The sequence below is a fragment of the Micromonospora sp. DT231 genome (assembly GCF_049847025.1).
Taxonomy (GTDB): Bacteria; Actinomycetota; Actinomycetes; order Mycobacteriales; family Micromonosporaceae; genus Micromonospora.
In genome coordinates this window covers 40,472-64,739 of sequence record NZ_JBNCNO010000019.1, presented here as the reverse complement: position 1 = coordinate 64,739, position 24,268 = coordinate 40,472, and the positions used below count along the sequence as shown (strand labels likewise).

The following is a 24,268-nucleotide window of genomic DNA, read 5'->3' as shown; positions in this document are numbered from 1 at the left end:
TTCGCACGGTGTGCCCGCCCGCGCCCGCACCGACGAGAGGGGCACCGATGGCTGATCGCGTGTTGTTCGTCTGCCACGCCAACCTGTGCCGGTCACCGATGGCCGAACATCTGGCCCGCAGGCTGCTGGCCGACAGGTCCGTCACGGTGGCCAGCGCCGGCACCGACGCGATCGACGGGCTGTCCATGCACCCGTACGCCCTGGAGGTCGCGGCCGAGGGCGGCGCGGACGTGTCGGCGTTCCGGACCCGGGCTCTGCGGCCCGAATACCTCGTCGACGCGACGTTGGTGCTGACCGCCACCCGCCGCCAGCGCTCGATCTGCACCGCGCTGGCGCCGAGCGCGCTGCACCGGACGTTCACCCTGCGCCAGTTCGGTCGGCTGGCCGCGGCGGCCGAGCCGCCCGCCGAGCCGACGGACGACCCGTTGCGGGCGGCGATCGCCGCGGTCGCCCAGGCCCGGGGACGGCTGCAACCCGCCGCCCCGGACGCGGACGACCTGCGGGACCCGATCGGCGGTACGTCCGCCGACTTCCGACGCTGCGCCGAGGAGATCGAACGGTCGCTGCGACCCCTCGCCGCGCTCATCGGGGCAACCGGGTGAGTTCCTGGGTGTGGTCGGCGACGCCGTTGACCCCGGTGGTGGTGTCGCTGTGCCGGCCGGACATCGCCCGGTCCGTCGGCACCGTTGCCGGAGGCGCCGAGGCGACCACCCGGTAGGCCTCGTACTGGTAGGCCTCGGCCTTGGCCACCTTTGCCATGTTCAGCACGCAGCCGAGCAGGCGGACCGAGACCGAGTGCAGTGCGCGGGCCGCCGCGGCCACCTGGGTCCGGGAGGTACGGCCCTGCTGGCTCACCAGCAGCGCCCCGTCGGCCTGCACGGCCACGACCACGCCGTCGGTCACCGCGAGCAGCGGGGCGGTGTCGATGATCACGATGTCCGCCGACTCCCGCAGCGCCAGCAGCAGGTCCGACATCGCCTTGGAACCGAGCAGCTCGCTCGGGTTCGGTGGGGCGGAGCCACTGGGCAGCACGAGCATCGACTTGTCGCCCCAGCGCTGCACCACGTCGCCGACCTTCACGTCGCCGACGAGCACGTCGGTGAGGCCGACCCCGGCGTCCAGGCCCAGGTACTCGTCGACCTTCGGCCGGCGCAGGTCCGCGTCGACGAGCAACACCCGCCACCCCGCCTCGGCGAGCGCGATGGCCAGGTTGCAGGAGAGCGTGGTCTTGCCCTCGCCCTGCAGCGCGCTGGTCACGGCGATGACCCGGGCGGGCTCGTGGACGTCCACGAAGCGTAGGTTCGTCCGCAGTTTGCGCACCGCCTCGGCGCGGGCCGAGGTCGCGGCGTCGCCGATGATCAGTGGCTCGGTACGGGCGCTGCTCTCGTAGGGGATCTCGCCGAGCAGCGGACTGCCGGTGGCGCGTTGCAGGCCGGCGGAGTCCCGCAGCCGGACGTCGGCGACGCCGCGCAGGATCGCCAGGCCGACGCCGAGCACCAGGCCGATCAGCCCGCCGAGGGTGAGATTGCGCGTGGGCTGTGGTGAGACCGGGTTGGCGGTGACCCGTGGGCCGCTCACCACCTCGATCTTGATGGGAGCCTTGCCCTCGGAGGTCGTCTCGACCTTCTGCACCAGGTCGACGAACTTCGCGGCGAGCGACTCCGTCACCCGCAACGCCCGGGTCTGGTCGGTGTCGGTGACCGCGGCGCGCAGCAGGACGGTGCCGGTCTCGGTGGAGGTGCTCACCCGGCTACGCACCTCGTCCGCGGTGAGACCCACCGGGGTGTCGGCCACCACGCTCTGCGCCAGCCGGTCGCTGGTGAGCAGGTCGGCGTACGACTTCACGCGCTGTTGGAGGAAGAGCCCACCCTGGTAGGCATCGCTGACGCCGGAGTTGGGGGTGGTGACGAAGAAGGTCACCGAGGCGACGTACCGGGGTTGGGCCCGTACGGTCAGGAACGCCGAGGCGCCCAGGGCCACCATGACCGTGACCAGCACGACCCACCAGTGCCGACGCACGTGGCGCAATTGGCGGAGCAGGTCCATCAGGAGCGCCTCCGCGTCGGTCCGGTTACGCCAAAAAACTTCACGAAAACCCCCAAGGTCGTCTGTCAACTCGTGAAACCATTAAAGCGGCTAATACGACTTATGTCCGGAGTTAGGTGGTTCTGACTTCGACACGTGCGCCCGCATAACCAACCGGGCAGAGGCGCATTCGGCAGCGGCGAGACCCGGGAAAAGTCGGCCGCGATCGGATGCCGACCGAACGGCCCCCGCGGTCGGCACCGCGCCGAGCCCGGATAGGGCCGACAGCGGTGTGCCGGGGAGTCTGGTCGGCCAGTGGATTCCTGCCGTCCCGATGTCCCGAGGTGAGCGCCGCGAATGACCTCCCCCACCCCACCGCCCGAGCGGCGGCCGAAGGCTCGGCTGTTCTCCCGGTCGTCCTGGCCCGAGGCCCGGCATCTGGCCGACGTGCTGCGCACCGAGACGGTCGGTGGCGCGTTGCTGCTGCTCGGCGCCGTGACCGCGCTGCTCTGGGCCAACTCGCCCTGGTCCGACTCGTACACCCGGCTCGGTGGTTGGGTGCCCTGGCCCGGCGGCGCGCCCTGGCACCTCGACCTGGACGTGGCCACCTGGGCGGCGGACGGCCCTGCTGGCCGTCTTCTTCGTGGTGGGGTCTAAAACTCAAGCGGGAGTTCGTCGCCGGTGAACTACGCGGCAGGCGCCGGGCCGCGCTACCCGTGGTGGCCGCTCTCGGCGGTGGTGATCGCCATCGTCGCCGGACTGGTGCTCGGCAAGAGCGTCGGCATCTTCGGCTCGACGTACCTGCTGGCCCGGTTCACCCGCGCCGAACTGGACGAGGACATCACCTGGTCGGACCTGACCGGAATCGCCCTACTGGCCGGCGTCGGGTTCACCGTGTCGCTGCTCATCGGCGACCTGGCCTTCGGCACGGGCGGCACCGCCGACGACCGGGTCAAGGTGGCCGTGCTGCTCGGATCGGTGGTCTCCGCCGGGCTGGCCACCACGGTGCTGCGCCGCCGCAACGCCGCGTACCGCCGGGTGGCGGAGCGGGAGCGGCTCGACGCCGACGGCGACGGCGTGCCCGACGTCTACCAGCGACCCGCCGACAGGTAGCGGCGCGGCGCTCGCCCGGGCTACCCGGTCAGCGGCGGCGCTCGGCGGGCGGCAGGTCCTCGGTCTCCTCGGCCAGCGCCTCCGCCGTCGGTGCGGTGAGGTCGTCGCCCGGCACCGCGACCGCCTCGACACGGTCCTGCTCGTCGGACTTCCCACCGGGCGGGGGCTCGGGAGCGGTGGCGCCGCCGGCGTAGCCGTACTCGTTCGGTTCGTCGTGCCGGCTCATGTGGTTATCCTCCCGCTTTCCCCGGTTCCACCTCTTACCGCCAACGGTAGGTGGCGATCGTCATCGGCGCAGCGCGCCGGGGATTGTCGGCCGGACGGCGGGGGTGGGCGGCTGAGCGCCGCCCCGAGCAGCTGACGCAGGGCGATGATCGCCACCGCGCCGGCCAGGTCGTTCCACCCCAACTCGCCGACGAGCCGCAGCAGGCCGGCCGCGATCAGCAGGTCCAGCAGGATCCGCACGCCGCTGCGCAGCGCCCGGGTGGTGAGCGTGGTGAGCACCCCGGCGACAAGCGCCAACGCGGTGACCGCCGTGATCAGCAGGCCCATCACGTTCGCCGCTCACCCTCGGTCACCTGCCGCTGCTCCTGACGGATCTCCCGGCCCAGGAAGTAGTTGAGCGCCGTTCGGATCGTCGCGATCGCGGCCAGTTGGCCGATCTGGTCGAACGACGGGGACACCGCCGTCCGCAGCACGTCGGCCGCCAACTGGAATTCGAGGCCGAGGGTGAGGAAGCGACCCAGCGAGAGCCGGATCGGCGTGAAACGGGCGGCGGTACGGTGTCGCAGCCCTTCGACCACGAACCGCACCGCCGCCCAGACCGCCCCGACGAAGATGACGAGCGCGCCGCACACCTCCACCACGGCAACCAGCACCTGATCGCCCTGGCGCAACAACTCGGCCGGCTCCACCGGAGGCCGTTACCCGCCCTCGGGCCAGCTAGTCGGCACTCAGGTCAGCTCGTTGACCGCCTCCAGGATCAGCCAGAGACCGGAGATGGCGAACAGGATCGCGGCGCCGTACTTGATGGCCTTCTCCGGCAACCGCCGACCGAGCATCCGGCCCACCAGGATGGCAAGCGCGTCCGCGGCCACCATGCCGATGGTGGAGCCGAGCCAGGTGCCGAACCAGCCGTACTTGGTGGCGAGCGTGATCGTGGCGAGCATCGTCTTGTCGCCCAACTCGGCCAGGAAGAACGCCACCGACACCGCCACGATCGCGGTCTTGCTCGTCTTCTCCGCCTTGCGCTTCTCCTCCTCGGTGAGCTTGTCACCGCGCAGCGTCCACGCGCCGAAGCCGAGGAACGCCACGCCGGCCACCAGGGAGATCCACTCGGTCGGCAGCACCGCCCCGAGACCCACACCGATGGCCACCGACGCCAGGTGCACCACAGCCGTGGCGACAGTGATGCCGATCAGCACCGGAATCGGCTTGAACCGCGTGGCGAAGGTCAGCGCCATCAACTGGGACTTGTCCCCCAGCTCGGCGACGAAGATGACGCCGAAGCTGATCACCAGCGCGGCGAAAAATCCCTCCATGACATCCTTCCCGTTCACGCCGGGAGGAGGTACAGGGGTGCCCTCGACCCGGCTGCAACAGCCTGAGTCGAAGGTCTCGCCCGCCCCGGAAAAGACCGGGGCCGCGTGGCCGGATGCGGAACGCACCAGTATGTCGACCACGACATTGGGGGCTACTCCCCTTCGCGGGACCAGCCTAGCCGATCACCACCGGGCCGGGCCGTGGTGGGTGAACCGGCTCACCGCGCCCGCGCCAGCGTGACCCCGAAGAGCCCGTCCGGGTCGGTCCAGAACTCCGTCGTCGCGAAGCCCGCCGTGGCCAACTCCCCGGCGATCCCCTCCGGGCGGAACTTCGCCGAGACCTCGGTGCGCAACTCCTCCCCCACGGCGAAGTCCACGGTCAGGTCCAGCACCCGTACCCGCATCGGCCGGGTCGCCCGCAACCGCATCTCGATCCACTCATGGGCCGGATCCCAGCGGGCCACGTGCGCGAACGCCTCCGGGTCGAAGTCGGCGCCCAACTCCCGATTGATCACCCGCAACACGTTGCGGTTGAACTCGGCGGTGACCCCGGCGGCGTCGTCGTACGCGGGCACCACCACCGACGGGTCCTTCACCAGGTCGGTGCCGAGCAGCAGCCAGTCGCCGACCTCCAGCGCGCCGCGCATCGCCGTCAGGAACTCGGCCCGCTCGGCGGGCAGCAGGTTGCCGATGGTGCCGCCCAGGAACGCCACCAACCGACGGCCGCCGGTGGGCAGCCGGTCCAGTTGCCGGGTGAAGTCACCCACGATGCCCCGGACCCGCAGGCGCGGATAGTCGGCGGCGATCTGGGCCGTGGAACTCGACAGCGCGCTCACCGACACGTCGAGCGGAACGAACGTGCCCAACCCGCCGCGCCGGCTGAAGGCGTCCAACAGCAGCCGGGTCTTCTCCGACGAGCCGGAACCCAACTCGATGAGGGTCTTGGCCCCGGTCAACGCCGCGATGGCGGGAGCACGCTCGGCCAGCACCGCCCGCTCGGCCCGGGTCGGGTAGTACTCGGGTAACCGGGTGATCTCCTCGAACAACTCACTGCCCCGGGCGTCGTAGAACCACTTCGGGGGCAGCCACTTCTGCCCGGCGCTCAGCCCGGCCCGAACGTCGTCGCGCAGGCCGCGCTCCAGGTCGCCCTCTTCGAGGTAGATCTCCAGCGGATCCGCGGTCATCGATAAGCCTCTCTGCTCGAACAACAGGTGGCGCCGGAACCGGTGCGGCTCACCGGATCGGCAACTGACGTACCCGCACGTCACCCACGGTGGCCAGGACCAGGTGCCCCTCCGGCACCGCCCACCACCCGGGGTCGTCGTCGTGCGGCTCGGAGGCGAGCAGCACCGAACCCGGCGTCTCGCGGACCGACAACGCGTGCCCGGCCACGCTGGCGACCGCCCGGCGGCCGTCGGTGAGCAGCAGGTTGAGCCGCGAACCGGGGGCCGCCGCGGCCACGTCCGCCACCGTCTGCCCGACCGCCTCGGCCGGATCCTCACCGGCACGCAGCCGATGCCGCACCAGCGCCCAGAGCAACGCCGAGTCGGTGGCGGCGTCCAGCGTGAGCAGGTCACGCACCGGCAGCCCGGCGGCGAGCGGCACCACCGCGTCCGGCCAGCCGCGGACCACACCGTTGTGACTGAACAGCCACCGCCCCTCGGCGAACGGCGCGGCGGCGCCGTCGAGCACCGCCATCCCGACCGTGGCCGAGCGCACCGCCGCGAGCACCGCGCCGGTGCGGGTCACCGCGGCGAGCTGGGCAATCGTCGGATCGCTCCAGATCGGCTGCGCCCGCCGGTAGCGCACCGGCGCACCGTCGCCCGGATACCAGCCGACCCCGAACCCGTCGGCGTTGATCGTGCCGCCGCCCCGCATGTCGCGCGGCGCCCAGGACTGCCGCGCCAGCGAGTGCGGCGGATCGAACAGCACCTCGGCAAGGGTGACCGGCGGCCCCAGGTAGGCCAGGTGGCGACACATCAGCGCCCCGCCCCCGCCGGGCCGCCGGTCGCGCGGCAGATCACCGGTACGACTCGTCCGGTCGGACGTCGCGGGCGCAGCGGAACCCACTGAAGATCTGCCGGCGGATCGGATAGTCCCAGTTGCGGAAGGTGCCCCGGCAGGCCGAACGGTCGGTGCCGAACGAGCCGCCGCGCAGCACCCGGTAGTCGCCGCCGAAGAAGACCTCCGAGTATTCGCGGTAGGGAAACGCGGTGAAGCCGGGATGCCCGTCGAACGTGCTCGAGGTCCACTCCCAGACGTCGCCGATGAGCTGGTGCACACCCAACGGCGAGGCGCCACCCGGGTACGCGCCCACCGGCGCGGGCCACAGGTGACGTTGGTCGAGGTTGGCGTGGACCTCGGTCGGGTCGTCATCCCCCCAGGGATAACGGCGGGACCGCCCGGTCGCCGGGTCCCACCGGGCCGCCTTCTCCCACTCCGCTTCGGTCGGCAGGCGCTTGCCGGCCCACGCCGCGTACGCCTGCGCCTCGTAGAAGCACACGTGCACCACCGGCTCGTCGGCGCGGACCCGGCTCCACCTGCCGAAGCGCCGGTAGGACCACTCGGCGCCGTCACGGCGCCAGTGCATCGGCGCGCTGAGCTGCTCCTGGAGCCGGTGGGACCAGCCCGCCGCGCTCCACCACCGCGGATCGGTGTAGCCACCGTCGGCGATGAAGGCCGCGTACTGCCCGTTGGTGACCGGAGCGGCGTCGATGACGTACGCGGGCAGGTCGACGCGGTGCGCCGGGCGCTCGTTGTCAAGCGCCCACGGGTCGGTGTCGGTGCCCATGGTGAACTCGCCGGCGGGCACCAGCACCTCCGGACCGACCCGGGCGGAGGGCTCGGGCGGCGGCGGGGCGTGCAGCACCGCCGGCCACGACCGGAGCTGGTGGGTGGCGAGCATGGTCTCGTCGTGCTGCTGCTCGTGCTGCACGATCATCCCGAACGCGAACCCGTCGGCGACCAGCGGCCGCTCGGTGAACGCCACCCGGTCGAGCAGGTCGTGCACCTTGTCCCGGACGGTGCCCAGGTAGGCGCGCGCCTCGGCGGGCGGCAGCAGCGGCAGCGCGGGGCGGTCCCGTCGCGGCTGCTTGAACGCGTCGTACAGCTCGTCGATGTCGCACCGGACCGGCTCGCGGCCTCCGACGTCACGGACCAGCCAGAGCTCCTCCTGGTTGCCCACGTGGGCGAGATCCCAGACCAGCGGCGACATCAGCGGTGAGTGTTGGTGCAGCAGGTCCGCGTCGTCGACCTCGGTCAGCAGCGTCGTGCGGGCGCGGGCCCGCGCCAACTCCCCCGCGATCCGGTCGCGTAGCCGCTCCCCGTCGGTGTGTCCCGTCGTGCTCGTGCTCACCTGTCCCGTCCTCTCGTCGCGGCGGCCAACCGCCGTCGTACTCCGTGCCGGATCTCGTCGTGGATGCCCGCCGGCAGCTCCAGCCGGGGCAGCGTGCGCAGGGCCAGGTCGAGCAGCGTCGCCGCGGCGGCGGCCAGCGCGGCGTCGGCCAGGCCGTGCCGGGCGGCGGCCGACCAGCGGTGCGCCACCGGCGCGGCGGCCGCGTGCGCGGCGCGCACCGTGCCCGGATCGCTGAACAGGGCGGCCAGCACCGCCAGCGGGAGCCGCCAGTCGCGGTCGGGCTGGGCGTCCAGGTAGCGCAGCTCCAGGTAGCCACGCGGGCGGACGGGCGGAAACAGGGTACTGATGTGGTAGTCGAGGTCGTCGGTGGTGGGCGGTCGGGGCAACGCGCCGTCGAGCCAGTCGGCGAAGGTCACGCCCGGCGGCGCGGTCCAGTCCGTGCCGTGCCGGCGCAGACACAGCAGGGGCGCGGCCAGCACGTACCGGATCCAGTCGGCGGTCGGATCCTCGTCGACGCGGCCGGGCGTCCAGACCGGGCGGGTGCGGGCCGGGTCGATGGCCAGCCAGGCGGCCATCCGCGCGGAGGCCCAGCCGGTGCGCCGCCCGGCGTGCCGGTTGGCCGACGCGAACACCGCGAGCAGCGGCGGCCCGACCGCGTGGGCGGCCGCCCAGCGTGCCGCGACCTGGTCCGGCTCACCGGCGTCGAGGCAGACCTGCAGGCCGGCGGTGCTGTACATCATGGTGCGGCCGGCCGTGCCGTGCCTGTCGAAGGCGCCGCGCATCGCGCGGTAGCGGGGAGTTTCCACCACCGGGCGGGGCCGTCGGTGGGGGTCGATGCCGCTGCGGCCGAGGATCAGCCCGGCGGTGGCCAGCAGGTCGGTGACCTGGGCGATGTCGGCCTCGGTGGCCTGGATCAGTGCGGTGACCGAGGGGCGGGGCGGGGTGGAGATCTCCAACTGGCCACCCGGCTCGAGGGTCACCAGGCCGCCGTGTCGCAGCGGCTCGGCCGGGCTCGTGACATCCAACGTGGCGGGGGTGTGCCGCCCCAGCGCCGCCCGTAGCCGCGTCGGGTCGACGGGGCGGGCGGGATCGGCGGCGTCGTGCACGGTCCATTCCAGTTCGACGCCTGTGAGTGTCGGTGGGCCGGTCTTGAAGCAGATGCGGGCCAGGTGCCGGCCCGCGGCCCCGGACTCACGCAGGATGGCGCTGCGGTCCAACTCGGGTGACGTCACCAACTGTCGTGACCCCTCTCCGTGTGCCGACTTCGGACGCGGTGTCACCGTAAACCCGCCCACCGACATCGTCGGGGCCGCACGGCGCCACCCATCCCTGTCTAACAGACGAATTTCCCGCGCAGGGCGCAACGGAAACGCGGCGGCCGCCGGCCGATGACCGGACGGTGCTGCCGGCGGCTGCTCACCGGAGGACGCGGCGGCCCGTCGGCTGCTCACCGGAGGCGCGACGGCCCGTCGGGGGAGGTGGTGCCTGGGGCTTCGCCGGCTCGGACGGCTTGGGCTCGGGCGCCAGCCGCTGGCAGTACGCCTCGACCTCGGCCACACCGCCGGCCTCGGCGACCAACCTCGCGAAGGCCGGCGTCCGGAGCGCCTGCTCCCGCTGTTCGGGCTTCTTGGCCTGCCAGGCACGGCACAGCCCGTGCACCTGGCCGCCGGGCGCGCCGGGGGTCGACGGCGCGCCCGGGGACGGCGGGCCGGGCGCCGGATGGCCCGGTGACGGCGCGCCGGGGGACGGTTGGCCCGGCGACGACGGGCCGGGCGGCGCCGATCGGCTGGGCTCGCCGGACGTGGAGGCGCTCGTCTCGGGGCTCGACGACGTCCGCGACGGCACCGGCGCGACCGGTTCCGGCGTCCGGTCCCGGGTGACCGCGGCGAAGGCGGCGCCGGCCGTGGCAGTGGCCGCCACCGCGCCGATCCAGGCCACCGCGCCGGTGGTCAGGCGACGACGGCGGGGTCGGTGGGGCGCGGACGGCGCCGGCGTGGCCCGCGCGGCCCGGAAGGCGGCCAGCGCGGCCTCCTCACCGGCCAACTCGCCGGGCCGGGCCGGACCGGCGGCCGCGGCGAGCACACCGGCCACCGGGTCCGCCGGGGGTACGCGGGCCTGCGACGACGCCGCCTCCCCTGCGGGCGACGCGGCCCGGGTGGCCTGGTCCGACGGGGCGCGCACGTCGGCGCGGGCCGCGTCGAGCAGCCGTTCGGTCTCGGCGTGGTCGACGCGCCGGAACGGGTTCATCCAGAATCCCCTCACGTCAGCCGTCCGCCGGCTCGGCGTGCGGTGCCCGCAGGGATGGGTTGCCGCCCGCGCGGGGCGGCGGCACCCCGTCGACCTCGGCGGACGGCTCGGCCGCGCGCTGCCCTTCCAGCAGGGCCGCGAGCCGGCGCAGACCGCGGTGGGCGGCGGTCCGGACGGCACCGGCCCGGCGGCCCAGCACCCGGCCCGCGGATCCGGCGTCCAGCCCGATCACGGCCCTCAGCAGGACTGCTTCGGCTTCGCGGGGAGGCAGGGTGGCGATCAGGGCCAGGGCGGTCTCGGTGCCGATCGTCTCGCTGGCACCCTCGGCGGTGTCCGCCGCGCTGGCCAGGTCGACGAGCGCGTGCACCGGGACCGGCAGGGACGGCCGGCGGCGCAGTCGGCGCAGGTGGTCCATCGCCCGGTTGCGGGCGATCGTGACGGTCCAGGCGCGGAACTCGCCACCGGTGAAGGTGGGCAGGTCGCGGGAGACCTGCAGCCAGGTCTCCGAGGCGACGTCCTCCGCGTCCGGGCCGACCAGGGCGGTCAGGTAGCGCAGCAGGCCCGGCTGGAGGCTGCGGTAGAGCAGGCGGAACGCGTCCTCGTCCCCCGCCTGCGCCGCGCTGACCGCGTCGGACAGCTCGCCGGTCATCCGCGGCCCGTGGTGTGCCCGGCGCGCGCCGCCCTGCTCCGCGACCGTGCGGCAGACCACGCGGCACGCACCGTCCGCCCGCTGAACACCCGCCCCCGCACCGCCCCTCCGCCAATCTGAGCCCACCCGGACCGGGTCGCCGGGCCGGGGTGTCTGGTGGGCCGACGCCAGGGTCGTCGACTCGGCGCGCCAGACGGTCGAGACGACCGGGGCGGCCCGAGCCGGGCTAACGCTAGGACGGGGCCACTGACGCGACAAGCCGGCACGTTGTCACGGAAGAGTGACAATTATCAACTCTGCGAGCCGGCGTGTCGTCTGCACTGCCCGTGAGCAGAGCGCCCAAACCAGACCGCGGTACGCCTTTCGGCCACCGTCGCACCACGCCGTGCCGAAATCTGTCACTTTTCGTCACGGCACGTTGTCGCACCGTCACAACGACGCGGCGTCCACACAGGTCAGCCGAATACGCCGCCGTTGTCACTCGTTCGGCGGACAGCCCGTGTCGCGCTCCCGCGCGCCACTCTGGGTACGGTATTGCGGTGTTGTCATCGGGGGTCGTGCTCAGCGGTCGGTACCGCCTGGACGAACGTGTCGCCACGGGCGGCATGGGCGACGTCTGGCTGGCCGCGGACCTCATCCTCGGCCGGCAGGTCGCGGTCAAGGTGCTGCTGCCGACCCTGGTCTCCGACCCCGACTTCATCGCCCGGTTCCGGGCCGAGGCCCGGATCATGGCGGCGCTGCGGCACCCCGGCATCGTGCAGGTCTTCGACTGCGGCGCGGACGACCTGCCCGACGGCGCGGGTCGGGCGGACTACCTGGTCATGGAGTTCGTCGCCGGCGAGCCGTTGTCCAAGCGGATCGAGACGGCCGGGCGCCTCGACGTGGCCGAGACGATGTCGATCGTGGCGCAGGCCGCCGCCGCGCTGAACGCGGCGCACCGGGGCGGCATCGTGCACCGCGACGTCAAGCCGAGCAATCTGCTCGTGCTCGAGGACGGCTCGGTCGTCCTGGTGGACTTCGGCGTGGCGCGTTCGCTCGACATCACCAGCATCACCAGCACCAACGCGGTGCCCGGCACCGCCCTCTACATGGCCCCCGAGCAGGCCGCGGGACGACCGGTCAGCGGCGCGACCGACATCTACGCGCTGGGCGCGGTCACCTACTGCTGCCTCACCGGCAATCCGCCGTTCACCGGCGACAACCCGCTGCAGGTCGCCGTCCGGCACCTCGACGACGAGCCGCCGGAGTTGCCGCACGAGATCCCGGAGGCGGTCCGCGCCCTGGTGTCCCGGGCCCTGGCCAAGGATCCGCAGGATCGCTTCAGCAGCGGCGCGGCGATGGCCGAGGCCGCCCGGACCGCGGTCACGGGCGGCGAACCGCCCACCGCGATGGCGGCGGCCGTTCCGCTGCGCGGCGCCGGGCCGGGCACCCGCGGCGACGGTCCGGTCGGCGCGGCGGTGGCGGATGGGACCCAGGCCGGGCGTGCGCGACGGCGGGGTCCGCTGGTCGGCGCGGCGGTGGCCGTCCTGGTCGCTCTCGTCGGGCTCGGCGCGGCACTGGGCACGATGCACGGTGCCGGCGAAGATCCGGCGGTCAAGTTGCCGACCACCCCGCCGGCGGTGGAGCCGAGCGGCCCGTTGGATCTGCCCGCGGGCAACGAGCAGGTCGCCACCGGCGGCCCGACGCGTCCCGACCGGCCGGTGGCCCCCGGCAACTCCCCGTCGGCGTCGATCTCCGCCACGCCGAGCACGCGACCCAGCCAGACGATCAAGCCGCCGACGCCATCGGTCACGCCGACGACGACCGCGCCGGCCAGCACCCCGCCCAGCACCCCGGCGACCCCGTCGTCGGTGCCCACGTCGACCGCGACGGCGAGCTCGCCGACCGATCCGGAGGTTCCGGCGGGCAACTGAGCGCGCCGGTTTCGCCCAGCGCGGATAGTCCCACCAGCCCCGATATCCCCAAAACGGACTTGGGTCGCCGAACGCCCCTCTAGGCTCCTCAGCAGGTCATATCCACCATCTGCCGCGGGAGCCCGGGTGAACGCTGAAAAGCTGGTCGTGATCGGTCAGGGGTACGTCGGGCTGCCGCTGGCCATGCGCGCGGTGGAGGCGGGCTTCGACGTCGTCGGCCTCGACGTCGACGCCGACCGGGTGAAGCGTCTCGCCTCGGGCGAGTCGTTCGTCGAGGACATCCCGACGGACCGGCTGGGCCGCGCGCTGGGCAGCGGCCGGTACCACCCCAGCACGGAATACACCGATGCCGAGGGCTTCGACATCTGTGTCATCACCGTGCCGACCCCACTGCGCGACGGCACCCCCGATCTGAGCTTCGTCGAGCAGGCGGGTGTCGGCATCGGCCCGTACGTCCGCCCGGGGTGCACGGTGATCCTGGAGTCGACCACGTACCCGGGCACGACCGAGGAGTTGCTGCGCCCCCTGTTGGAGTCGGCCAGCGGGCTGCGCAGCCCCGGTGACTTCCATCTCGGTTACAGCCCGGAACGGATCGACCCGGGCAACCCGACGTGGCGGTTGGAGAACACGCCGAAGGTGGTCTCCGGCGTGGACGCGGTGTCGCTGGCCAGGGTGGACGATTTCTACAAGCGGCTCGTGGAACGCACCGTGCCGGTGGGCTCGACCCAGGTGGCCGAGCTGACCAAGCTGATCGAGAACACCTTCCGCCAGGTCAACATCGCACTGATCAACGAGCTGACCATGCTCTCGCACCACCTCGACATCGACGTCTGGCAGGCGATCGACGCCGCCGAGACCAAACCGTTCGGCTTCCTGCCCTTCCGCCCCGGCCCCGGGGTCGGCGGGCACTGCCTGCCGATCGACCCGTGTTACCTGTCCTGGCAGGTCAAGCGCCGCCTCGGCCGGCAGTTCCGGTTCATCGAGCTGGCCAACGACATCAACCACGAGATGCCCGAGCACGTCACGCAGCGGATCATGGCGGGACTGAACCGCGACGGCCGGGCCGTCAGCGGCGCCCGACTGCTGCTGCTCGGTCTGGCGTACAAGAAGAACACCGGCGACATGCGCGACTCCCCCGCGGTCGACGTGGCCCTGCGGCTGCGCGGGCTGGGCGCCGAGGTGCACGCGGTCGAGCCGTACGCCGAGGCGCACCACATCCCGGACGGGGTCACCGTGGTCGATCTCACCGAGCAGGAGGTCAGCGCCGCCGACGCGGTGGTGGTGGTCACCGACCACGACAGCTTCGACTACGACCTGGTGGTCCAGCACGCGCGCTACGTCTTCGACACCCGCAACCGGTGCGTCGGCCCGCTGGTGGAGCGCCTGTAGACCCGGCACCGCTGGCCGGTCCCGCCGCCGGGAAAGACGGCGGGACCGGCCGGCGGATGTCCGTTCCCGCACCGGCCGGTCCCCACCGCCGGCGGTAGGGCCGGTCACTGGTCGGCGAGCGCCTCGACGACCGGCCGGGACAGCGCCCGGCGGGCCGGCAGCACCGAGGCCAGGAGGGCGGCCAGCACCGCGACGCCGAGGATCAACCCGAGCTGGCCGAACGGCAGCACCAGGTGGAAGTCCCCGCCGAGGCGGGTCAGCAGGGCCATCGCGGAAGCGCTGACGCCGGTGCCCAGCCCGACGCCGAGCACCGCGCCGACCACCGCCATCAGCACCGCCTCGACGGCGAGCACCGCCCGCATCCGGCCTCGGGTGAGCCCGACCGCCCGCAGCACGGCGTTCTCCCTGGTCCGCTCGACCACCGACAGGCTCAGCGTGTTCGCCACGCCGACCAGGGCGATCACCACGGCCAGGCCGAGCAGCGCGGTGACGAGGGCGAGCACCATGTCCACGGTGCCGGTGAGCATCTTCTTGTACGCGCCCTGGTCCATCAGGTTCACCGTCGGGTAGCTGTCCAGCACCTCCTCGATCGCGTCCCCGGCCCGCTCGGCGCTCACCCCGGCGGCGGGGTCGATCTCGGCCAGGAAGCCCCGCTGATTTCCGAAGAGCGCGGCGAAGTCCGTGTCGGCCATGTCGATGACGTAGCCCGCCGGCGCACCGTTGCCGGCCGAGTCGTCGGTGACGACGGCGGCCACCCGGAACGACCGGCCCCCGACTGTCACCGAGGAGCCGACCTGCCAGCCTCGTGCCTGCGCCAACTCCCGGTGCACAAGCACCTGCCCCGGCCCGAGCCGATCGGCGTCACCGGTCAGCACCCCGCTCAGCGTGCGGCCGACCAACGCCGGGTGGGCCGCCCGGATCTCGACGTCGGCGACGACCGTGTGGCGCTGCTCGTGCACCACCCCCAACTCGGGGCGGGCGGCAAGCTCACCGGCGAGCGCGGCAGGCAGGTCCTGACCGATTCCAACGACAATGAAGTCCGTCCCGATCTGGGCATCCACGCTGCGTTCAATGCCGTCCTTGGTGCTGCGTCCGCCGACCAGGAAGGCCGACACCAGTCCGATCCCGATCACCAGGGCGGTGGCGGTCGCGGCCACCCGCCGCGGATTGCGGACCGTGTTGGCCACCGCCAACTCACCAATCGCCCCGAGCACACGACGTGCCGGCCAGCCGAACACCCGGGCCAGCGCCGGGACGAGCACCGGCCCGAACAGCACGATCCCGAAGAAGGCCAGCACCCCGCCGACGGCCACCAGCAGCAGTTGACCGGCGCTGGCGGCGCCGGCCAGGGCGGCCACACCGACGGCCAGCACCACCGCGCCGAAGGTCAACCGAACCCAACCAGCCCCCCGGCTCGGCTGCACCGCCGCGTCGGTGAGCGCGGCCACCGGAGCGATCCGCGTGCCCCGCCAGGCCGGGAGCAGGGCGGCGCACACGGTGAGCGCGGTACCCAGCAGCAGGCCGGTCAGCACCGTCGCACCGGTCACGGTCAGGCCACCGGTGACCGGCACGTCCAGTCGGGACATCAGCAGCCTCATCCCGCCGGCGAGGGCCACCCCGAGCAGCACACCCAGCGCGGAGGCGACAAGCCCGAGCACCGCCGACTCCAGCAGCGCGGCCCGGAAGACCTGCCCCCGGGTGGCGCCGATCAGGCGCAGCAGCGCGGTGCGCCGGGTGCGCTGTGCCAGCACGATCGCGAAGGTGTTGGCGATCACGAAGCCGGCCACCACCACGGCGACCCCCACGAAGATCAACAGCAGCATCCGGAACTGGTCCGCGTTGCGGACCGCCTCCTCGACGGCCTCGTCGAGGATCCGCTGACGACTCTTCACGGTGGCTTCTCCGCCGGCGACGGCTCGGACCCGCTCGGTCACCGCCGCGACGGAGGCGCCCGGCTGGACCGCCACCATGACGCGGCCGTAGCCCCGCTCGCCGGTGAGGGCCAACGCGTCCGGCCCGACCAGGCCGACGAACGGGCCCCCCACATCGCGGACGGTGCCGGCCACGTCGACGGTGCCCACCAGGGTGTACGGGCGGGCCGCGCCGCCACGGCCACCGACCCGGACCTCGGCGCCGAGGGCGAAGCCCTCCTCGGCCACCGTCGGCGCGTCGAGCACCACCTCCCCGGGCCGGTCGGGCAGTCGGCCGGCGACCACGTCGTACGAGCGCAGCGCCTGTTCGGTGGGGATGGCCACCAGCATGGTGAAGCCGAGCACCGGACGGCCGTCGGAGCCGAGGACCCCGGCGGTGTTGGTCAGCTCACCGGCCGCGGCGGCCACCCCGTCGACCGCGGCCACCCGGTCGACGAGGGCCGGGGCCAGCACCTCCCGGCCAGCCGAGTAGACACCCAGGTCGGTGCGCCGGTCGAAGGTGCCGGCCCGCTCGTACGCGCCGGCGCGCATCCCGTCGACGAAGATCATCGTGCCGGCGACGAACGCGACACCGAGCACGACGGCCAGCGCGGAGAGCAGCATGCGCAGCGCCTCGGCACGCAACGAGCGCAGGGTCAGGCGGATCATGCGGGGCTCCCGGTGCAGGTGGCGGATCGGACCCCTCCGACGCTATGGCCGGAGCCGGTCGTTTGATCTCCACCTGCGCGCTCGACAGGTGTGCGCCCCGGGTCGCGGTGCGCCCGTCGCCGGCTACGACCCAGGTCGTACGCGGTGTCATCCGCCGGGTGTCACAAGCCCGCTCTCGTACGCCAGGACCACCGCCTGGACCCGGTCGCGCAACTGGAGCTTCGCCAGGATCCGACCGACGTGGGTCTTCACCGTCGCCTCGGCCACGTGCACCCGGGCGGCGATCTCCGCATTGGACAGGCCCTGCGCGACAAGCAGCAGCACCTCCCGTTCCCGGTCGGTGAGCTGCGTGAGGCGCGGGTCCGCGCTCGGGGCGGCGCCGAGCTGCCCGGCGAACCGGTCCAGCAGCCGCCGGGTGATCGACGGGGCCACCACCGAGTCACCCTGGGCCACCACCCGGATCGCGGCCAGCAACTCCTCCGGCGGGACGTTCTTGAGCAGGAACCCGCTCGCCCCGGCCTGGAGGGCCGCGAACGCGTCCGCCTCGGTGTCGAAGGTGGTCAGCACCAGCACCCGGGGCGGGCCCTCGGGCCGTTCGGCACAGAGCCTGCGGGTCGCCTCCACCCCGTCCATGGTCGGCATCCGGATGTCCATCACCACCACGTCGGCCTCGGTACGGGCCAGCACCCGCAGGGCGTCCGCGCCGTCGATCGCCTCCCCGACCACCTCCAGATCGGGCTGGGAGTCCAGCACCATCCGGAACCCGGCGCGGACCAGCGCCTGGTCGTCCACGATCACCACCCGGACCGTCATGCCGCGATCACCTCCGTTGCCGGCCCCGACGTTAGCGGTAGCCGAACCTCGACCTGCCAGCCCCCGGCCGGCCGCGGGCCGGCGGCGAGGCTGCCGTCGTACACCGTCACCCGCTCCCGCATGCCGAGCAGACCGTGACCGCCGGACGGCGCCGGGCTGACCAGCGGGCGACCCCGACCGTCGTCGCGCACCCGGACCACGACGGCCTCGGCGGTGTGGGTCAGGTCGACCTCGACGCCGGCGCCGACGCCGCCGTGCTTGAGCGCGTTCGTCAGCGCCTCCTGCACCACCCGGTAGACGGTCAGCTCCAACCCCGGGGGCAGGGCCGGCTGCTCACCGATGACGGTGCTGCGAATGCGCAGCCCGGCGTCACCGAAGCGGGCCAGCAGGTCGGGCAGCTCGGCCAGCGCCAGACGCCGGTGCTCCGGGTCGGCGGCCGCCACGAGCCCGTCGCCGCCGGACGGGCCGGCGTCGCGCAGGACGCCTACCAACCGGCGCATCTCCTCCAGCGCCGACCGGCCGGTATCGGCGACCACCTTCACGGCGGTGCGGGCCTGCGCGGGGTCCCGGTCGAGCATGAACCGGGCGCCGTCGGCCTGGACGATCATCACCGCCAGGCTGTGGGCGACGACGTCGTGCAGCTCACGGGCGATCCGGGTGCGCTCCTCGGCGACCGCCGCCCGGGACTCGGCCTCCCGTTCACGTTCCAGGGTGGTGGCCCGTTCCTCCAGGCTGAGCACGTAGAGCCGGCGGGTCCGCACGTTCAGCGCGACAAGCCACACCGCGCCGGTGACAAGCGCGTACCACAGCGCGGTCACCCACCAGGTGATGACGCCCGGGGTCTGCACGGCGGCGAGCACCACCCCCACCGCGGCGGCCGCGCCGGCGAGCACCGCGGCGCGCAGCCGCTCGCCGTACTTCACCACGCTGTAGAGCGCGATCAGGACGGCGACGTCGAACGGCAGCGGCCCCCACCTGGCGATCACCTGCATCAGGCCGAGCGCGGTGATCACCACGGTCACCGCGCCCGGGTGCGCGCGGCGGAACAGCAGCGCTGCGGCCATCCCCAGACAGACGAGGGCGGCCGCCCACCCGCCCGCCAGGTTCGCCGCGCCGGCCACGCCGATGAGGGCCACCACGACGGACACGGCCACGTCGAAGGCGACGCCGCGCAGCGGGCGGCCGAACATCCTGCGTTCCACGGTCACCCAGCGTACGTGCCGGTCGACGGGCCCTCGCGGGTCAGCGGCCGAGGACCTCGCGCATCCGGTCGATCTCGACGGTCTGTTCGGTGGCGACCGAGGTGGCGAACTCGTTGAGCGTGAGGTCGGAACCGACCGTGAGCAGGTTGGTGGCCATCTCGATGGCGCCCTGGTGGTGCGCGGTCATCATCCGCACGAAGAGCCTGTCGAAGTCGGGGCCACGGCTGGCGGCGAGCTGCCGCATCGCCTCGGGTGACTGCATGCCGCGCATGGCGCCGTGGTCGTGGCCCTCGACCTCCGCCGGTAGGCCGCGGGTCTGCAGCCAGCCCCGCATCATGCCCATCTCCGGTCCCTGGCTGGCCCGGATGCGCTCGGCGAGGGCGCGGATGTCGGGGTCGGCGGCGCGGTCGGTGGCGAGTTCCGCCATCGCGAGGGCCTGCGCGTGGTGCGGGATCATCATCCGGACGAACACGACGTCCAGCGAGTTGTGTGGCGCGGGGCCCGCGTCGCGGACCTCGTGGGCCGGGCGGGTGGCGGCGGCCTCTCCCGGGCGGCCGGGGGCGATGACGGTCAGGTCGGTGGGGACCGGGGCGGCCGTCGGCGAGGCGGGGGTGGCGGGTGCGGAGGCCGACTGGGCGGTGCCTGTCGCGGCGTCGTCCCCGGCGCGGCTCACGACGACTGTCACGAGCGCGAGCAGGAGCGCCAGTGTGACGATCGCCAGGGTTCGTGCGCGCCGATCAGTCATGGGCCACTCCCTGGAGTCGAGGTCATCGCGATGCTATCCATTGACGGAGGCACTTCGATGTGACCGGCATCACATCGACGTTCATCGTCGAACGGTAAGGTGTCGACAATCATCTCCCCCTTGCGAAGGGCCTCGCCGATGATCAGACTCCACATGCCACGGCCACGACACCTACGCATCGTGGCGCTCGCCACAACCGGGCTCCTCGTCGCCAGCGCGCTCGTCGCCCCGGCCGGCAACGCCCAGGTGGCACCGCCGTCGACGCCCACCGCCACCGCGATCCCCGGCGTCGACGAGATCGTCAGCAGCCCCAACCTGCGGCAGATCGCCAACCTGCCGAAGGTCGCCCCCCTGGACGCGACGAACAGCGACCTCGCCTTCCAGGGCAGGTACGCGTTCGCCGGCAACTACAACGGCTTCGTCATCTACGACATCTCGCGGCCCAGCGCTCCGACGGTCAAGGCCCGGGTGCTCTGCCCGGGGTCGCAGAACGACATCTCCGTCCACGGCGACCTGCTCTTCCTCTCCACCGACTCGCCCCGCAGCGACGACTCCTGCACCAGCACCCCGGGGGCGCCGCTCGAGAAGGGCTCGTGGGAGGGCATCAAGGTCTTCGACATCAAGGACAAGGCCAACCCGCGCTACATCAAGTCCGTCGAGACGGCCTGCGGCTCGCACACCCACACCCTGGTGCCGGGCAAGGACCGCAAGGCCGTCTACCTGTACGTCTCGTCGTACAGCCCGCGAGTCGAGTTCCCGGACTGCCAGCCGCCACACGACTCGATCTCCATCGTCAAGGTTCCGTTGAAGAAGCCGACCGACGCGGCGGTGGTCGCGACGCCGAACCTCTTCCCGGACGGCGGCTTCCCCGGCAGTGAGACCGGCTCGGCGACGACCGGTTGCCACGACATCACCGCCTACCCGTCGAAGGACCTGGCCGCCGGCGCCTGCATGGGTGACGGCATCCTGCTCGACATCAAGAACCGGGAGGCGCCCCGGGTCATCAACCGGATCCGGGACACCGTCAACTTCGCGTTCTGGCACTCCGCCACCTTCAACAACTCCGGCACCAAGGTGGTCTTCACCGACGAGCTGGGTGGTGGCGGGGCGGCGACCTGCAACGAGGCCATCGGCCCCAACCGGGGTGCGGACGCCATCTACGACATCGCCGGCCGCGGTGACGCCCGGACGATGACGTTCCGCAGCTACTACAAGATCCCCCGGGTCAACGCGGACACCGAGAACTGCGTGGCGCACAACGGCTCGCTGGTGCCGGTGCTCGGTCGCGACATCATGGTCCAGTCGTGGTATCAGGGCGGCATCTCGGTCTGGGACTTCACCGACTCGGCCCACCCGAAGGAGATCGCCTTCTGGGAGCGCGGCCCGCTCTCGGCGGACACGTTCGTCGGCGGTGGCACCTGGTCCGCGTACTACTACAACGGCCACATCTACTCCAACGACATCGTGAAGGGCCTGGACGTCCTGGAGCTGAACGACTGGCGTACCTGGTCGGCCAAGCTGACCCGCTACAACGAGCTCAACGTGCAGACCCAGCCCAGCTACCTCGGCTGGTAGGCACCCCGCACGACGCCGGGCCCGGTCCCCGACCCTGGGGGCCGGGCCCGGCCGGGTGTGACCCGTCACCCGGGCGGGGGTTGCCCGCCGGTCGGCCGCCGGCTGTGCCAACGTGGGCAGACGTGAAACCCGCAGCCCCGCCCGAGCCCACCGTGCGCTGGCGCCCCCATCCGCTCGACGTCGTGGCTGTCGGCCTGGCGGTGGTAGGCGCGGGCTGCGCGCTGAGCGGGCTGCTGCCCCGGGCGGAGACCACCGCCACCCTGCACCGGATCCTGCCGCTGCTGCTCTTCCTCGGCACGGTGATCGTGCTCGCCGAACTGACCGCCGTGGCCGGCGTCTTCGACGTGCTGGCCAGCCGCCTGGCCATCGCCTCCCGGGGCAGGTGGGCGGCGCTGTTCCTGCTCTGCGGCGGCCTCGCCACGCTGACCACCCTCGTGCTCAACCTCGACACCACAGCCGTGCTGCTCACCCCCGTGCTGCTCGCGTTGGCCCGCAACCTGCGCGTCCCGGCCGCTCCGCTCGCGGTCACCACGGTCTGGCTGGCGAACACCGCGAGCCTGCTGCTGCCGGTGTCGAACCTGACGAACCTGCTGGCCGCCGACCGGGTCGGGTTGACCCCGCTGGCCTACGCCGAGCGGATGGCGCTGCCGCAACTCGCCGCCGTGGCGGTCACCATGGCGCTGCTCTGGTACGCGTGGTGGCGGCGGGACCAGCCGGCCGGCGGGCGGTTCGTACCGCCGGCCCGGCACGTGCCGCCGGATCCGGTGCTGCACCGCGTCGCGCTCGCCGGCTGTCTGCTCTTCGTCGCCGGCATCCTCGCCGGGGTGGAGATCGGTCTCGCCTCCGCCGTCGCGCTCGCGCTGGTGCTCGTCGGGTTCGTCGTCCGCTCCCCCGCCACGCTGCGCCTGAATCTGGTGCCGGTGCGGCTGCTGCTCTTCGTCGTCGGCCTGTTCCTGGTGGTGCAGACCATCGGTCAGCACGGCTTGGACGACTTGGTCGGCGGCCTGCTCGGCACCCACGGCGGCACGCTCGGCGAGCTGCGCGCGGGCGGTACGGGCGCGGTGCTGGCCAACCTGGTCAACAACCTGCCCGCCTACCTGGCCGGCGAGTCGGTGTTGCCGCCGGGCGATCACACCCGCCTGCTGGCGCTGCTGATCGGCACCAACGTCGGCCCGCTGGCCGTCCCCTGGGCGTCGCTGGCCACGCTGCTGTGGTTCGAGCGGTGCCGGGCGGCCGGGGTGGCGGTGCCGATGCGGCGGTTCGTGCTGACCAGCACGCTGCTCGCGGTGACCGCCACGGTCGCGGCGGTGGGCGCGCTGCTCCTGGTGAGCTGATCCACTATTGAATGGTTCTCACTCTATTGCGATGGATGAACCACCAAGACGTGTTATCGACCTAAAGCGCGAGATGACCGTTTATGCTGGTTCGACACCGATACGAGTAGGAGAACCGATGACAGCGCACCACGAGCTGGACACAGCCCAGACAGCCCCTTCGGACTACCGCCCGCCGACGATCCAGCGCCTGGGCACGCTCGCCGAGTTGACCAAGGGCGGCACCGTCGGCCCGGACGACGGCCTGGGTGGCGGCGGCGACGGTTCACTCTGACCCGTCACCGCCCGCCATCGTGGGAGGACCGCCGTTGCTCACGATCCGCCGGGCACAGCGCCGGTTCGGTCGTCGAGTGATCTTCACCGACCTGGACCTCGACGTCCCGGTCGGTGCCCGGGTGTTCCTGGGCGGCAACAACGGATCCGGCAAGACCACGCTGCTGCGGTGCCTGTCCGGCACGCTGACCCTCAGCGCCGGACAGGCCACCGTCGGCGGCCACCCGGTCGGCTCACTGCCCGCCCGACGCCTGACCGCTGTTTGCCTCGCCCCGGAGCAGGGCCTCTACGAGCAACTGTCGGCGCGGGAGAACGTGGCCCTCGTCGCCCGGCTCCGGCTGCCCCGGCGAGCTGTCCGCGCGGCCGTCGCCCGCGTCGAGGCCGAACTGGACCTGGCCGGCTACGCCACCGTCCCCGTGCAGCGGTGCTCGGCCGGAATGCGAGCCCGGGTCAGCATCGCGCGGGCTCTCGTCGCCGAGCCCGCGCTGCTGCTGCTCGACGAGCCGGGCCGTTCCCTCGACGAGCGGTCGCGGCTGCTGTTGTGGCAGGCGCTCGACCGGCGTCCCGAGCTGGCCTGCGTGATCGCCTCGCACCTCGCCGACGACCGTGACCGGTGCCAGTCCGCCCTGACCCTCACGGCCACCCGATGACGACGCCGACAACGCCCGCCGCGACCACCAGCCGCCCTGTCGATCGCCGGGCCGCCGGCGCCAGTGCTGTCGCGATGGTCCTCGCCCTGGTCCGCCGTGATCTCGGCGACCCCCGGCAGTTCCGGCTGCCGCTGCTGCTGGACCTCGCCTTCGGGGTGGTGAACCTTGTCGTCTTCCTGTTCATCTCCCGGGTGCTCACCCCCTCCTCGGGCACCGACCTCGCCCACTCGCCCAGCTACTTCGACTTCGTGGCGGTCGGCATCACCTTCCTGCTCGTCCTCCAGGCCGCCACCACGCAGCTGACCGGTCGGGTGATCCGCGAACAGCGCGGCGGGACCCTGGAGGTGCTCGCCGCCCAACCCGTGCCGGTCACCGCGCTGGCCATCGGGACCGCCGGCTACCCGTTCCTGTTCGCCCTGCTGCGCTCGTGCGTCTACCTGGCCATCCTCGGCTCCGTGCTCGGTCTGCGCACCGACCGGGCCGACTGGTGGGGGGTCGCGGTGCTGCTGATCGCCGGCACCGCGTCGGTGCTGGGCATCGGCATCGCCCTCGCGGCGTTCACCGTCGCCGTCGGGCACGGCGACGCCGCCGCCCGACTGTTCGTCGTCGGGCTCACCTTCGTGTCCGGCACGTACTTCCCGGTCTCCGAACTCCCCGGTCCCCTGCCGGAGCTGACCGCGGTGCTGCCCAGCCGGATCGCCCTGGACGGCCTGCGCGCCGCGCTGGCCGGCGGCGACTGGGCCTGGTCGGCCGTGGCGCTGCTCGGTGTCACCGCGCTCCTGGTGCCGCTGTCGAGCTGGGCCTTCGCGGGGGCGCTGCGGGTCGCCGCCGGCCGCGGCGCCCTGAAACGCGATTGAGGTACGAC

Annotated in this window: 23 protein-coding genes and 1 pseudogene; 9 read left to right on the top strand and 15 right to left on the bottom strand. The window is 72.9% G+C overall.

Features of this window, described 5'->3' with window-relative positions; genetic code table 11:
- Nucleotides 1-47: 47 nt before the first annotated feature.
- The gene (locus ACPXBU_RS32470) at nucleotides 48-602 is read left to right on the top strand and encodes a low molecular weight phosphatase family protein (RefSeq protein ID WP_393370521.1); all 555 of its coding nucleotides are present in this window, start codon (nucleotides 48-50) and stop codon (nucleotides 600-602) included.
- On the opposite strand, the gene ACPXBU_RS32465 is transcribed toward ACPXBU_RS32470, so the two are convergent.
- Nucleotides 583-2,046, bottom strand: coding sequence for a polysaccharide biosynthesis tyrosine autokinase (locus ACPXBU_RS32465; protein WP_425761113.1), 1,464 nt, complete (start codon nucleotides 2,044-2,046; stop codon nucleotides 583-585). The two genes, ACPXBU_RS32470 and ACPXBU_RS32465, sit on opposite strands and share 20 nt — an antisense overlap.
- Nucleotides 2,047-2,382: 336 nt before the next feature.
- Between ACPXBU_RS32465 and ACPXBU_RS32460 the strand changes: the two are divergent.
- Nucleotides 2,383-3,138: pseudogene (locus ACPXBU_RS32460) on the top strand (Na+/H+ antiporter NhaA).
- A 28-nt stretch (nucleotides 3,139-3,166) separates the two neighbouring features.
- Here the strand turns inward: ACPXBU_RS32460 and ACPXBU_RS32455 are convergent.
- The 10 genes from ACPXBU_RS32455 to ACPXBU_RS32410 form a co-directional block, all read right to left on the bottom strand.
- Nucleotides 3,167-3,364, bottom strand: a complete 198-nt coding sequence (locus ACPXBU_RS32455; RefSeq protein WP_425761112.1) for a hypothetical protein — start codon at nucleotides 3,362-3,364, stop codon at nucleotides 3,167-3,169.
- Complete coding sequence (locus ACPXBU_RS32450) at nucleotides 3,361-3,693, bottom strand: hypothetical protein (protein ID WP_425761111.1); 333 nt, start codon at nucleotides 3,691-3,693, stop codon at nucleotides 3,361-3,363. Before ACPXBU_RS32450 ends, ACPXBU_RS32455 begins: the two co-directional genes overlap by 4 nt.
- A complete protein-coding gene (locus ACPXBU_RS32445; RefSeq protein ID WP_393370531.1) occupies nucleotides 3,690-4,052 on the bottom strand; it encodes a DUF1622 domain-containing protein in 363 nt (120 codons plus the stop codon). The genes ACPXBU_RS32450 and ACPXBU_RS32445 overlap by 4 nt, the downstream gene beginning before the upstream one ends.
- Nucleotides 4,053-4,091: 39 nt before the next feature.
- Complete coding sequence (locus ACPXBU_RS32440) at nucleotides 4,092-4,679, bottom strand: TMEM165/GDT1 family protein (RefSeq protein ID WP_272611408.1); 588 nt, start codon at nucleotides 4,677-4,679, stop codon at nucleotides 4,092-4,094.
- Between the two features lie 218 nt (nucleotides 4,680-4,897).
- Complete coding sequence (gene egtD, locus ACPXBU_RS32435; RefSeq protein WP_425761110.1) at nucleotides 4,898-5,863, bottom strand: L-histidine N(alpha)-methyltransferase; 966 nt, start codon at nucleotides 5,861-5,863, stop codon at nucleotides 4,898-4,900.
- A gap of 49 nt (nucleotides 5,864-5,912) precedes the next feature.
- Nucleotides 5,913-6,659, bottom strand: a complete 747-nt coding sequence (gene egtC, locus ACPXBU_RS32430) for an ergothioneine biosynthesis protein EgtC (protein WP_425761109.1) — start codon at nucleotides 6,657-6,659, stop codon at nucleotides 5,913-5,915.
- A gap of 40 nt (nucleotides 6,660-6,699) precedes the next feature.
- Nucleotides 6,700-8,034, bottom strand: a complete 1,335-nt coding sequence (gene egtB / locus ACPXBU_RS32425) for an ergothioneine biosynthesis protein EgtB (protein ID WP_425761108.1) — start codon at nucleotides 8,032-8,034, stop codon at nucleotides 6,700-6,702.
- Nucleotides 8,031-9,269 carry an ergothioneine biosynthesis glutamate--cysteine ligase EgtA gene (gene egtA, locus ACPXBU_RS32420; protein ID WP_393370543.1) on the bottom strand — a complete coding sequence of 413 codons (1,239 nt, stop codon included), beginning with the start codon at nucleotides 9,267-9,269 and terminating at the stop codon, nucleotides 8,031-8,033. Before egtA ends, egtB begins: the two co-directional genes overlap by 4 nt.
- Nucleotides 9,270-9,450: 181 nt before the next feature.
- Nucleotides 9,451-10,281: a hypothetical protein gene (locus tag ACPXBU_RS32415; RefSeq protein WP_425761107.1), complete on the bottom strand. Its 831-nt coding sequence runs from the start codon at nucleotides 10,279-10,281 to the stop codon at nucleotides 9,451-9,453.
- A gap of 16 nt (nucleotides 10,282-10,297) precedes the next feature.
- Nucleotides 10,298-10,930 carry an RNA polymerase sigma factor gene (locus tag ACPXBU_RS32410; RefSeq protein WP_393370549.1) on the bottom strand — a complete coding sequence of 211 codons (633 nt, stop codon included), beginning with the start codon at nucleotides 10,928-10,930 and terminating at the stop codon, nucleotides 10,298-10,300.
- 539 nt (nucleotides 10,931-11,469) lie between these two features.
- On the opposite strand from ACPXBU_RS32410, the gene ACPXBU_RS32405 reads away from it, so the two are divergent.
- Together ACPXBU_RS32405 and ACPXBU_RS32400 are read left to right on the top strand one after the other, a co-directional pair.
- Nucleotides 11,470-12,843: a serine/threonine-protein kinase gene (locus tag ACPXBU_RS32405; protein ID WP_425761106.1), complete on the top strand. Its 1,374-nt coding sequence runs from the start codon at nucleotides 11,470-11,472 to the stop codon at nucleotides 12,841-12,843.
- A gap of 126 nt (nucleotides 12,844-12,969) precedes the next feature.
- Nucleotides 12,970-14,232 (top strand): nucleotide sugar dehydrogenase, encoded by a 1,263-nt coding sequence (locus ACPXBU_RS32400; RefSeq protein WP_425761105.1) that lies wholly within the window; start codon nucleotides 12,970-12,972, stop codon nucleotides 14,230-14,232.
- A 104-nt stretch (nucleotides 14,233-14,336) separates the two neighbouring features.
- Here ACPXBU_RS32400 and ACPXBU_RS32395 read toward each other — a convergent pair whose 3' ends face one another.
- From ACPXBU_RS32395 to ACPXBU_RS32380, 4 genes are all read right to left on the bottom strand, one after another.
- On the bottom strand, nucleotides 14,337-16,811 hold the full coding sequence (locus ACPXBU_RS32395) for an ABC transporter permease (RefSeq protein ID WP_425761104.1): 2,475 nt from the start codon (nucleotides 16,809-16,811) through the stop codon (nucleotides 14,337-14,339).
- Nucleotides 16,812-16,958: 147 nt separating this feature from the next.
- A complete protein-coding gene (locus ACPXBU_RS32390) occupies nucleotides 16,959-17,624 on the bottom strand; it encodes a response regulator (RefSeq protein WP_393370557.1) in 666 nt (221 codons plus the stop codon).
- Nucleotides 17,621-18,832, bottom strand: coding sequence for a sensor histidine kinase (locus tag ACPXBU_RS32385; protein ID WP_425761103.1), 1,212 nt, complete (start codon nucleotides 18,830-18,832; stop codon nucleotides 17,621-17,623). Before ACPXBU_RS32385 ends, ACPXBU_RS32390 begins: the two co-directional genes overlap by 4 nt.
- A gap of 34 nt (nucleotides 18,833-18,866) precedes the next feature.
- Nucleotides 18,867-19,571: a DUF305 domain-containing protein gene (locus tag ACPXBU_RS32380; RefSeq protein WP_425761102.1), complete on the bottom strand. Its 705-nt coding sequence runs from the start codon at nucleotides 19,569-19,571 to the stop codon at nucleotides 18,867-18,869.
- A gap of 138 nt (nucleotides 19,572-19,709) precedes the next feature.
- Between ACPXBU_RS32380 and ACPXBU_RS32375 the strand changes: the two genes are divergently transcribed.
- The 5 genes from ACPXBU_RS32375 (at nucleotide 19,710) to ACPXBU_RS32355 (ending at nucleotide 24,260) form a co-directional block, all read left to right on the top strand.
- Nucleotides 19,710-21,146: an LVIVD repeat-containing protein gene (locus ACPXBU_RS32375; protein WP_425761101.1), complete on the top strand. Its 1,437-nt coding sequence runs from the start codon at nucleotides 19,710-19,712 to the stop codon at nucleotides 21,144-21,146.
- Nucleotides 21,147-21,268: 122 nt separating this feature from the next.
- A complete protein-coding gene (locus ACPXBU_RS32370; RefSeq protein WP_425761100.1) occupies nucleotides 21,269-22,480 on the top strand; it encodes an SLC13 family permease in 1,212 nt (403 codons plus the stop codon).
- Nucleotides 22,481-22,598: 118 nt separating this feature from the next.
- Entirely contained in the window at nucleotides 22,599-22,754 is a 156-nt protein-coding gene (locus ACPXBU_RS32365; RefSeq protein ID WP_393370570.1) for a lasso RiPP family leader peptide-containing protein, read from the top strand.
- Between the two features lie 34 nt (nucleotides 22,755-22,788).
- Entirely contained in the window at nucleotides 22,789-23,403 is a 615-nt protein-coding gene (locus ACPXBU_RS32360; protein WP_393370573.1) for an ABC transporter ATP-binding protein, read from the top strand.
- Nucleotides 23,400-24,260 carry an ABC transporter permease gene (locus ACPXBU_RS32355; RefSeq protein ID WP_393370576.1) on the top strand — a complete coding sequence of 287 codons (861 nt, stop codon included), beginning with the start codon at nucleotides 23,400-23,402 and terminating at the stop codon, nucleotides 24,258-24,260. The genes ACPXBU_RS32360 and ACPXBU_RS32355 overlap by 4 nt, the downstream gene beginning before the upstream one ends.
- Nucleotides 24,261-24,268: the final 8 nt, after the last annotated feature.

Coding starts and splice junctions, on each gene's coding strand:
- ACPXBU_RS32470 (WP_393370521.1), top strand. CDS start 48: ATGGCTGATCGCGTGTTGTTCGTCTGCCACGCCAACCTGTGCCGGTCA.
- ACPXBU_RS32465 (WP_425761113.1), bottom strand. CDS start 2,046: ATGGACCTGCTCCGCCAATTGCGCCACGTGCGTCGGCACTGGTGGGTC.
- ACPXBU_RS32455 (WP_425761112.1), bottom strand. CDS start 3,364: ATGAGCCGGCACGACGAACCGAACGAGTACGGCTACGCCGGCGGCGCC.
- ACPXBU_RS32440 (WP_272611408.1), bottom strand. CDS start 4,679: ATGGAGGGATTTTTCGCCGCGCTGGTGATCAGCTTCGGCGTCATCTTC.
- egtD (WP_425761110.1), bottom strand. CDS start 5,863: ATGACCGCGGATCCGCTGGAGATCTACCTCGAAGAGGGCGACCTGGAG.
- egtC (WP_425761109.1), bottom strand. CDS start 6,659: ATGTGTCGCCACCTGGCCTACCTGGGGCCGCCGGTCACCCTTGCCGAG.
- ACPXBU_RS32415 (WP_425761107.1), bottom strand. CDS start 10,281: ATGAACCCGTTCCGGCGCGTCGACCACGCCGAGACCGAACGGCTGCTC.
- ACPXBU_RS32410 (WP_393370549.1), bottom strand. CDS start 10,930: ATGACCGGCGAGCTGTCCGACGCGGTCAGCGCGGCGCAGGCGGGGGAC.
- ACPXBU_RS32395 (WP_425761104.1), bottom strand. CDS start 16,811: ATGATCCGCCTGACCCTGCGCTCGTTGCGTGCCGAGGCGCTGCGCATG.
- ACPXBU_RS32390 (WP_393370557.1), bottom strand. CDS start 17,624: ATGACGGTCCGGGTGGTGATCGTGGACGACCAGGCGCTGGTCCGCGCC.
- ACPXBU_RS32380 (WP_425761102.1), bottom strand. CDS start 19,571: ATGACTGATCGGCGCGCACGAACCCTGGCGATCGTCACACTGGCGCTC.
- ACPXBU_RS32375 (WP_425761101.1), top strand. CDS start 19,710: ATGATCAGACTCCACATGCCACGGCCACGACACCTACGCATCGTGGCG.
- ACPXBU_RS32365 (WP_393370570.1), top strand. CDS start 22,599: ATGACAGCGCACCACGAGCTGGACACAGCCCAGACAGCCCCTTCGGAC.
- ACPXBU_RS32355 (WP_393370576.1), top strand. CDS start 23,400: ATGACGACGCCGACAACGCCCGCCGCGACCACCAGCCGCCCTGTCGAT.